Origin of the sequence: Nocardia sp. NPDC058519 (genome assembly GCF_042719755.1) — a bacterium.
Lineage (GTDB): Bacteria > Actinomycetota > Actinomycetes > Mycobacteriales > Mycobacteriaceae > Nocardia.
On the sequence record NZ_JBHXNK010000046.1, the window covers coordinates 20,557 to 28,424 of the forward strand.

At 68.1% G+C, this 7,868-nt stretch carries 6 protein-coding genes; 3 read left to right on the forward strand and 3 right to left on the reverse strand.

Going from position 1 to position 7,868, the window contains the following annotated elements; all coding sequences use genetic code 11:
• Complete coding sequence (locus ACFWPK_RS32450; RefSeq protein ID WP_378922326.1) at positions 1-2,751, forward strand: tetratricopeptide repeat protein; 2,751 nt, start codon at positions 1-3, stop codon at positions 2,749-2,751.
• A gap of 4 nt (positions 2,752-2,755) precedes the next feature.
• On the opposite strand, the gene ACFWPK_RS32455 is transcribed toward ACFWPK_RS32450, so the two are convergent.
• Both ACFWPK_RS32455 and pta read right to left on the reverse strand, forming a co-directional pair.
• Positions 2,756-3,955, reverse strand: coding sequence for an acetate kinase (locus ACFWPK_RS32455; RefSeq protein ID WP_378922328.1), 1,200 nt, complete (start codon positions 3,953-3,955; stop codon positions 2,756-2,758).
• The gene (pta, locus tag ACFWPK_RS32460; protein ID WP_378922330.1) at positions 3,952-6,030 is read right to left on the reverse strand and encodes a phosphate acetyltransferase; all 2,079 of its coding nucleotides are present in this window, start codon (positions 6,028-6,030) and stop codon (positions 3,952-3,954) included. The genes ACFWPK_RS32455 and pta overlap by 4 nt, the downstream gene beginning before the upstream one ends.
• A gap of 182 nt (positions 6,031-6,212) precedes the next feature.
• On the opposite strand from pta, the gene ACFWPK_RS32465 reads away from it, so the two are divergent.
• Positions 6,213-6,719: a nitroreductase family deazaflavin-dependent oxidoreductase gene (locus ACFWPK_RS32465; protein WP_378922332.1), complete on the forward strand. Its 507-nt coding sequence runs from the start codon at positions 6,213-6,215 to the stop codon at positions 6,717-6,719.
• A gap of 10 nt (positions 6,720-6,729) precedes the next feature.
• Here ACFWPK_RS32465 and ACFWPK_RS32470 read toward each other — a convergent pair whose 3' ends face one another.
• Positions 6,730-7,239 carry a MarR family winged helix-turn-helix transcriptional regulator gene (locus ACFWPK_RS32470; protein WP_378922334.1) on the reverse strand — a complete coding sequence of 170 codons (510 nt, stop codon included), beginning with the start codon at positions 7,237-7,239 and terminating at the stop codon, positions 6,730-6,732.
• Positions 7,240-7,333: 94 nt separating this feature from the next.
• On the opposite strand from ACFWPK_RS32470, the gene ACFWPK_RS32475 reads away from it, so the two are divergent.
• Complete coding sequence (locus ACFWPK_RS32475) at positions 7,334-7,756, forward strand: Rid family hydrolase (protein WP_378922336.1); 423 nt, start codon at positions 7,334-7,336, stop codon at positions 7,754-7,756.
• Positions 7,757-7,868 lie beyond the last annotated feature (112 nt).

The following is a 7,868-nucleotide window of genomic DNA, read 5'->3' on the forward strand; positions in this document are numbered from 1 at the left end:
ATGAGCACGACTCCTCCGAATGATGGATCAGCGCATGGCGATCCGACCCCGCGTGCCGAGTCGGCACCTCATGACCCGGCCCCGGAACCGGAACGGCGCGAGCCCACTCAGCTGACCAAGCGTCAGCGGCCGGGCACGCTGCCCGGTGGGTGGACGCTGCCCGCCGACGACGAGACCCGGCCGTTGCCCAAACTCACCGCCGAGGCCGCCGCGGAGTTCGCCAGCAAGCAGGCGAGCAGCCGCGACCAGACTCCGGCAACCGATGCCACCCAGCGCGCGGAGGACTCCGGCGCTGTCCAGCGATCGGGCGAGGTTTCCACGGCGGACGATTCCGGGACCTCCCCGGATGCGGATGAGCTGCTCGCTACCCAGCGGGCGAGTCGACCACCGACGGCGGCGAGCGAGTCCGCGGCCTATGCGCCGACCGAAGCCGCCCAGCGCGCCCCCGCTACCGCGCCCTACGCGCCGACAGAAGCCGCACAACGAGCACCCCTGACCGCGCCGTACGCGGCGACGGAGGCCGCTCAGCGCACCGAACAACCTGGGACGCAAGCGACTCCGATCGATTCCGGACCATGGGCCTCCGCACCGCAGACCGGTGGGAGCACCACACGGTCGGGGCGCAGTGTGCGCACGGCGCGTTCGCGGCCTACGCGACGGCTCGGCGCCGGACTGGTGCCGATTCCGACGGTGACCCCGGCCGACCCGCGTGATGCCGTGCTGGCGGATCCGATGGTCTCGGAAGGCAGGCGGTTCTGCTGGCGCTGTGGCAATCCGGTCGGGCGCTCCACGCCGGCGCGGGCCGCGTCGACCAGCGGGGAATGCGAAACCTGCGGGGCCGCTTACGATTTCCGGCCATCGCTGCACGAGGGCGATATGGTCGCCGGGCAGTACGAGATCCAGGGCTGCATCGCGCACGGCGGACTCGGCTGGATCTATCTGGCCATCGACCGCAATGTGAGCGATCGCTGGGTGGTGCTCAAGGGGCTGTTGCACGCGGGTGACGCGGAGGCGCAGGCCGTGGCGGTGGCCGAGCGGCAATTCCTGGCCGAGGTGGCGCATCCGAGCATCGTCAAGATCCACAACTTCGTCGAGCACACCGCGGGTGACGGGTCCATCGGCTACATCGTGATGGAGTACGTGGGCGGGCACTCGCTGCGTGACATTCTCGATGCCAGGCCCCGCGGCGAGCAGATGCCGCTGGCCGAGGCCATCGCCTATGTGCTGGAAATCCTGCCCGCGCTGGAACATCTGCATTCGATCGGTCTCACCTACAACGACCTCAAGCCCGACAATGTGATGGTCACCGAGGATCAGGTGAAGCTGATCGACCTCGGCGCGGTCGCCACCATCGACGCCTACGGAAACCTGTACGGCACCAAGGGTTTCCAGGCTCCGGAGATCGCCAGAACCGGACCTACGCCCGCCTCCGATGTCTACACCGTCGGCCGGACGATCGCCGCGCTCACGCTGGCACTGCCCAGCGAGCACGGTCGCTACCTCGACGGCATCCCCGACCCCGCCGACGAACCGCTGCTGGCCCGCTACGAGTTCTTCCACCGATTCCTGCTCACCGCCACCGATCCCGATCCGGCACATCGTTTTCCGTCGGCGCGGGCGATGTCGGCGCAGCTGGCGGGTGTGCTGCGCGAGATCCTCGCCTACGACACCGGCACCGAACATCCACAGCTGTCCACAGTGTTCAGTCCACAGCGCACCAGCTTCGGCACCGAGGAACTGATCAGCCAGACCGACGCCTATCTCGACGGTGTCGGCCGCTCACCGCTGCTCGATTCCCGCGATGTGGTTGCCGCACTCCCGATTCCGCTGATCGACCCCGCCGACCCGTCGGCGCCGCTGCTGGCCGCGACCGCCAACCCCGAACCCGAGCGGGTGCTCGAGGCGCTGCACGACTCACGCGAGCGGGCCGAAGCAGACCCCGACAACGCACCCGAAACCCTGGCGGGCGAATTGCTCTTCGCCGAGGCGCGGGCGCGGCTGGAACTGGGCGAGTCGGCTGCGGTACTGCACATGCTCGACAGGGTGCCCAACGAAGCTGATTGGCGCACGGACTGGTTCACCGGTCAGGCGCATCTGCTCGAACTCGACTACGAGGCCGCCTTCGCGTCGTTCGAGGCGGTGCTGCGGGTGCTGCCGGGTGAGATCGCGCCCAAGCTGGCGCTGGCCGCCACCGCGGAACTCATTCTGCAACACTGGGATTCGGACGCACCCGAACAGTGGCGCAGCTTCGCCGAACGCTATTACGACACCGTGTGGCGCACCGACCGGGCCGTGGTGAGCGCGGCATTCGGCCTGGCCAGGCAGCTGGCGGTGGCGGGGCGAGTCGGCGAAGCGGTGCACGCGCTCGATGACGTGCCCGCCGCGTCCCGCCACTTCACCACCGCCCAGACCACGGCAATCCTGCTGCTGCTCACCAGTTCCCCCGTCGCCGACCTCGACGAACAGATCCTGCGCCTGGCTGCCTCGCGCGCCCAGTCCATCGCCCCCGGCGAGCACCGGGCCACCCTCATGCGCACCCTGGTCCAGGGCACCGCGCTGGCCTGGCTACAGGTCGGGAACACGCCGAAGCGCAAGGACGCCAAGCTGTTCGGGCGAAGCTTCACCGAGCGCGAACTGCGCGACGGCACCGAATCGGGCCTACGCTCCCTGGCCCGCAACGCACCGGGCCGCGCCCACCGCTACGCGCTGGTCGACCTGGCCAACTCGCTGCGCCCCAAATCCTGGTTCTGAGGACTCAGTGCGCGCCGACCAGTTGGTGGGCCGCGCGGGCGATAGCCAGTTCTTCGTTGGTCGGTACCACCAGCACCGTCACCGGGGCGAAGTCCGGCGAAATGCGGCGGATGCCAGGGGCTCGCGTCTCGTTGCGGGTCGGGTCGACTTCGATGCCGAACGCCTGTAGTCCGGCCAGCGCGTCGGCGCGCACCGCAGGGCTGTTCTCACCCACACCGGCGGTGAAGATGATGTCGTCGACGGTGCCGAGTTCCACCAGGTAGGCGCCGAGGTAGCGGCGCAGGCGGTGGATGTAGACGTCGTAGGCGAGCTTCGCCTGGGCGTCGCCCTTATCGATGAGCTGCTGCAATTCACGGAAGTCGTTGACCCCGCTCATGCCTTTGATGCCGGAACTGCGGTTGAGCAGTTGCTCCACCTGGCTCACATCCAGATCGGCCGCCCGCATGAGATACGGCGTGACGCCGGGATCCAGATCGCCCGGCCTGGTCCCCATCACCAGACCTTCGAGCGGGGTCATACCCATGGTGGTGTCGATCGCGACACCCCCTTGGATCGACGAAGCCGACGCGCCGTTGCCCAGGTGGAAGACGATCTGATTCAGCTCTTCGGTCGGCCTACCCAGGAATTCCGCGGCCTTCTCCGACACGTACTGGTGCGAGGTGCCGTGGAAGCCGTACTTGCGAATTCCGTGGGCCGCGGCGAGTTTCGCGTCGATCGCATAGGTCTTGGCGGCGTCGGGCATGGTGTGGAAGAACGCCGTGTCGAAGACCGCGACCTGGGGAATGCCGGGCAGCAGCTCTCGCGTCGACTCGATGCCGACCACATTGGCGGGATTGTGCAAAGGCGCGAGCACCGACAGTTTGTCGATGGCGTGCAGCACGTCGTCGGTGATCAGGGTCGGCTCCCAGAACACCTCGCCGCCGTGGACCACCCGGTGCCCGACCGCGCCGATGCCGATCGTGGTCAGGTCCAGGCCGGTCTCGCGCAACATCTCGAACGCCCGCAGCAGACCGGCTTTGTGATCGGGTATCGCCCCCTCGTACTCGAGTTTGACCGGGCCCGCCTCGTGCACGATCCGCCCACCGTGCGCCTCACCGATCTTCTCGACCAGCCCGGACGCCAGTACCTGCGCCGAGACAGCGTGCAGCAGTTGATATTTGATGGAGGAGGAGCCGCTGTTCAGCACCAGCACCAGGTCGCTCACTTGCCATCTCCCTGAGCCTGGATGGCGGTGATCGCCACCGTGTTGACGATGTCGGCGACCAGCGCGCCGCGCGAAAGATCGTTCACCGGTTTGCGCAGACCCTGCAGCACCGGACCGATCGCGACCGCGCCCGCGCTGCGCTGTACCGCCTTGTAGGTGTTGTTGCCGGTATTGAGGTCGGGGAAGACGAAAACCGTTGCCTTGCCCGCCACTTCGGAATCGGGCAGCTTGGCAGTGGCGACGGAGGGCTCGATCGCCGCGTCGTACTGGATCGGGCCTTCCACCGGCAGGTCCGGCGTGCGCTCACGCACGAGTTCGGTGGCCGCGCGAACCTTGTCGACATCGGCGCCGGTGCCGGACGCGCCGGTCGAGTACGACAGCATCGCCACCCGAGGGTCGATGCCGAACCGGGCCGCCGTGCCCGCCGAGGACACCGCGATATCGGCCAGCTGCTCGGAAGTTGGATCGGGGACCACCGCGCAATCGCCATAGGCGAGAACACGATCGGCCAAGCACATCAGGAACACACTCGACACCGTGGAGACGCCGGGCACCGTCTTGATGATCTCGAACGAGGGCCGGATCGTGTGCGCGGTGGTGTGCGCGGCGCCGGAGACCATGCCGTCGGCGATCCCCTTGTAGACCATCATGGTGCCGAAATACGAGATGTCGGCCATGGTTTCGCGCGCACGCTCGAGCGTCATGCCCTTGTGCTTGCGCAGTTCGGTGTATTCGGCGGCGAATTCGTCGAGATAGCCGGAGGTGCGTGGGTCCATCACCTGGGCGGCGGCGATATCGACACCCAGCTCGGCGGCGCGCGCCCGCAGCGAGGTCTCGTCGCCGAGGATGGTGAGGTCGGCGATCTTGCGCTGCAGCACCCGTCCGGCCGCACGCAAGATGCGGTCGTCGTCGCCCTCGGGCAGCACGATGCGTTTGCGATCGGCGCGGGCGCGTTCGATCAGCCGGTATTCGAACATCTGCGGTGTCACCACCGCCGAGGACGGAACCTGGATGCGCCGCAACAGTTCCGGTGCGTCGACCCGCTGTTCCATGAGCGCGAGCGCGGTGTCGACCTTGCCCGGGCTGCCCGCCCACATGCGGCCTCGGGTGCCGTGCACGGCACTGGCGGTGTCGTAGGTGCCCAGCTCGGTGGCCAGGATCGGCAGCCTGGGGTGCAGGCCCTCCATCAACCGCGCGATCGCCGGATGCGGGCGAAGGCCACCGTTCATGATCACGCCCGCCAGCGACGGGAAGCCTTCTGCCTCATGGGCATTCACCAGACTGAGCAACACATCGGAGCGGTCGCCCGGCGCGATCACCACCACACCGTCGGAGAGTCGCTCCAGAATGTGTTCGGCGGTCATGCCGCCGACCATGATGCGCAACGCCTCGCGCTGCAGCAATTCCGGATCGCCACTGTAGATTTCGCCGTCGATCGCCTCGCACAGCTCGCCCATGGTCGGGGCCATCAGCAGCGGCACTTCGGGCAGCGTCCAGGACGGCACATCGAAACCCGCCAGGGTGGTGGCGATTTCGTCGAGCTCCTCGGGTGCGCAGCGATTGGCCACGATCGCGACCAGATGAGCGTGCTCGGCGGTGAGCTCGGTGGCACACAGTTCGACCAGCTGCTTGACCTCGCCGGGCGTACGGTCCGCGCCGCGAACGACCAGCAGTACCGGCGCGCCGAGGTTCACCGCGATGCGGGCGTTGAAGCGCAGCTCGCTCGGGCTGGCGACGTCGGTGTAGTCGCTGCCGACGATCACCACCGCGTCACAGGCCTTGGCGACGTCGTGGAACCGCATCACGATGTCGCTGATCGCGGCGGTGGGATCGCGGTGCACGTCCTCGTAGGTGACGCCGATGGCCTGTTCGTAGCTGATATCGGCGGTGCTGTGCTCGAGCAGCAGTTCGAGGATGTAGTCGGGTTCATCGGTGGAGCGGGTGATCGGACGGAACACCCCGACGCGTGCGGTGGTCGCGCACAGCATGCCGAGGACACCCAGTGCCACCGTAGATTTTCCGGTGTCACCCTCGGGTGAGGCGATGTACACGGTGGACGGCGCTTGTTCGACCATGCTCGCGAGCTTAGTGAATCGTCGGCGATTCAGGGGTTCGGTGGGGTCCGATCGGTCGCGCTATAGTCCGCCCAAATGACACTCGGTCCCCGGATCGGGGTGCGATCGGTCGGGCTATAGTCCGCGCAAAATGACACTCAGTCCCCGGATCGTGGTCCGATCTGTCGGGCTATAGTCCGCCCATGACATCGCAGTTCCCGGATCGGCAGTGGGGTTCGCGCACCAATCCCCTGTCCCGCGCAGCCAACCGTTTCGCCGCGACCAAGCCGGGTTCCTGGCTGATCCGCACGATCACCCCGCTCGACCGTGCCCTGCTCGAACGCACCGACGCCAAGTACACCGTGCTCGGCCCGATCGGCGCCCCGGTCATCCTGCTCACCACCACCGGCCGCAAGTCCGGCGCCGCGCGCACCCAGCCGCTGCTCTACGTCCACGACGGCGACACTCTCTACGTGGTCGGTTCCAATTTCGGCCAGGATCACCACCCGGCGTGGACCGGCAACCTGCTCGCCGAGCCGTCGGCCACCGTCGCCATCGCGGGCGAGCGCATCCCGGTCACCGCCACCCCGATCCCCGACGCGGACAAGGACGCGATCTTCGCCCGCTTCGTCGAGATCACCGGCGCCTACGCCGCCTACCGCGACCGCACCACCCGCGACCTGCGCATGTTCGCCCTGCGCCGGGCTTAGACGGCCGGGTTCAGGCCAGATCGGCGGGGCGGACGCGGAGCTTGGCGGCGATCCGGGCCAGCGCTCGTCCGTCGGCGGCGCTCACCTGGTCGAGGAAGCATTCGCGGACCGCGCGCACGTGGGTCGGCGCGGCCGCCACGACCGTCGCGAACCCGGAGTCGGTGAGCGACGCGACCGTGTAGCGACCGTCGTCGGGGTCGGGCGCTCGGGTGACCCAGCCTCGCTGCTCGAAGCGCTTGACGACGTTCGAGAGCCGGGACAGGGAACCGTTCGCCAGGAAGGCCAGTTCGCTCATCCGGATCCGCCGCTCAGGAGCCTCGGACAGGTGGCTGAGCACGAGGTACTCGAACAGCGTCAGTCCGGCCTCGGCTTGCAGCGGCGCCTCCAAGCGGCCCGGCAGCAGCAGGATCAGGGAGACCAGACCGGTCCAGGCCTCCTTCTCCTCCGGGTTCAGCCAGGCCGGCGCCGCTGGCTCGCCGCCCACGTCCACGCCGTGGGGTTCTGGGGTCGCCGCAGTCATCGCATCATCATAGCGAGGCCTATTGAGTTCACACGTGAAGTCATGTCGTGCTAGTTTGACTTCATACATGAAGTCAAACGAAAGGTAAGCGCCGATGAGCACCGCCACCTTCACCAGCACCCCCGGGTACGGCCAGACCCTCTTCGACCTGCTCCACTACCGACAGGCGGTCCGCGTCGGAGACCGGGTCGATATCTCGGGACAGGGCGGCTGGGACGACGACATCACCTTCCCCGAGTCGCTCGAGGACGAGATCGTCCAGGCCTTCGAGAACGTCGAGCGGACTCTCGCGACAGTGGGCGCGACCTGGACCGACGTCATCGCCGTTGACAGCTACCACATCCCCGCGGCCGAGGACACGATCGGCGACGAACACAACCGGGTCATGGTCGAGCAGTTCCGCGCGCGAATGGGTGACCGGGCGCCCATCTGGACCCAGATCGGCGTCGCCGCCCTCGGTGCGCCCGGCATGCGCGTCGAGATTCGCGTCACCGCGCTCGTGGGCCACGAAGACTGACCGGCTCACCTCGGACGCGGTCGGGGGGGGGGGGGGGGCCCGGCGGGCCGTGGGGGGGCGGTGGGGAGGGGGGGTGGGAAGCGGTCCTCGGGGGGTGGTCCAGCCGGTGGCG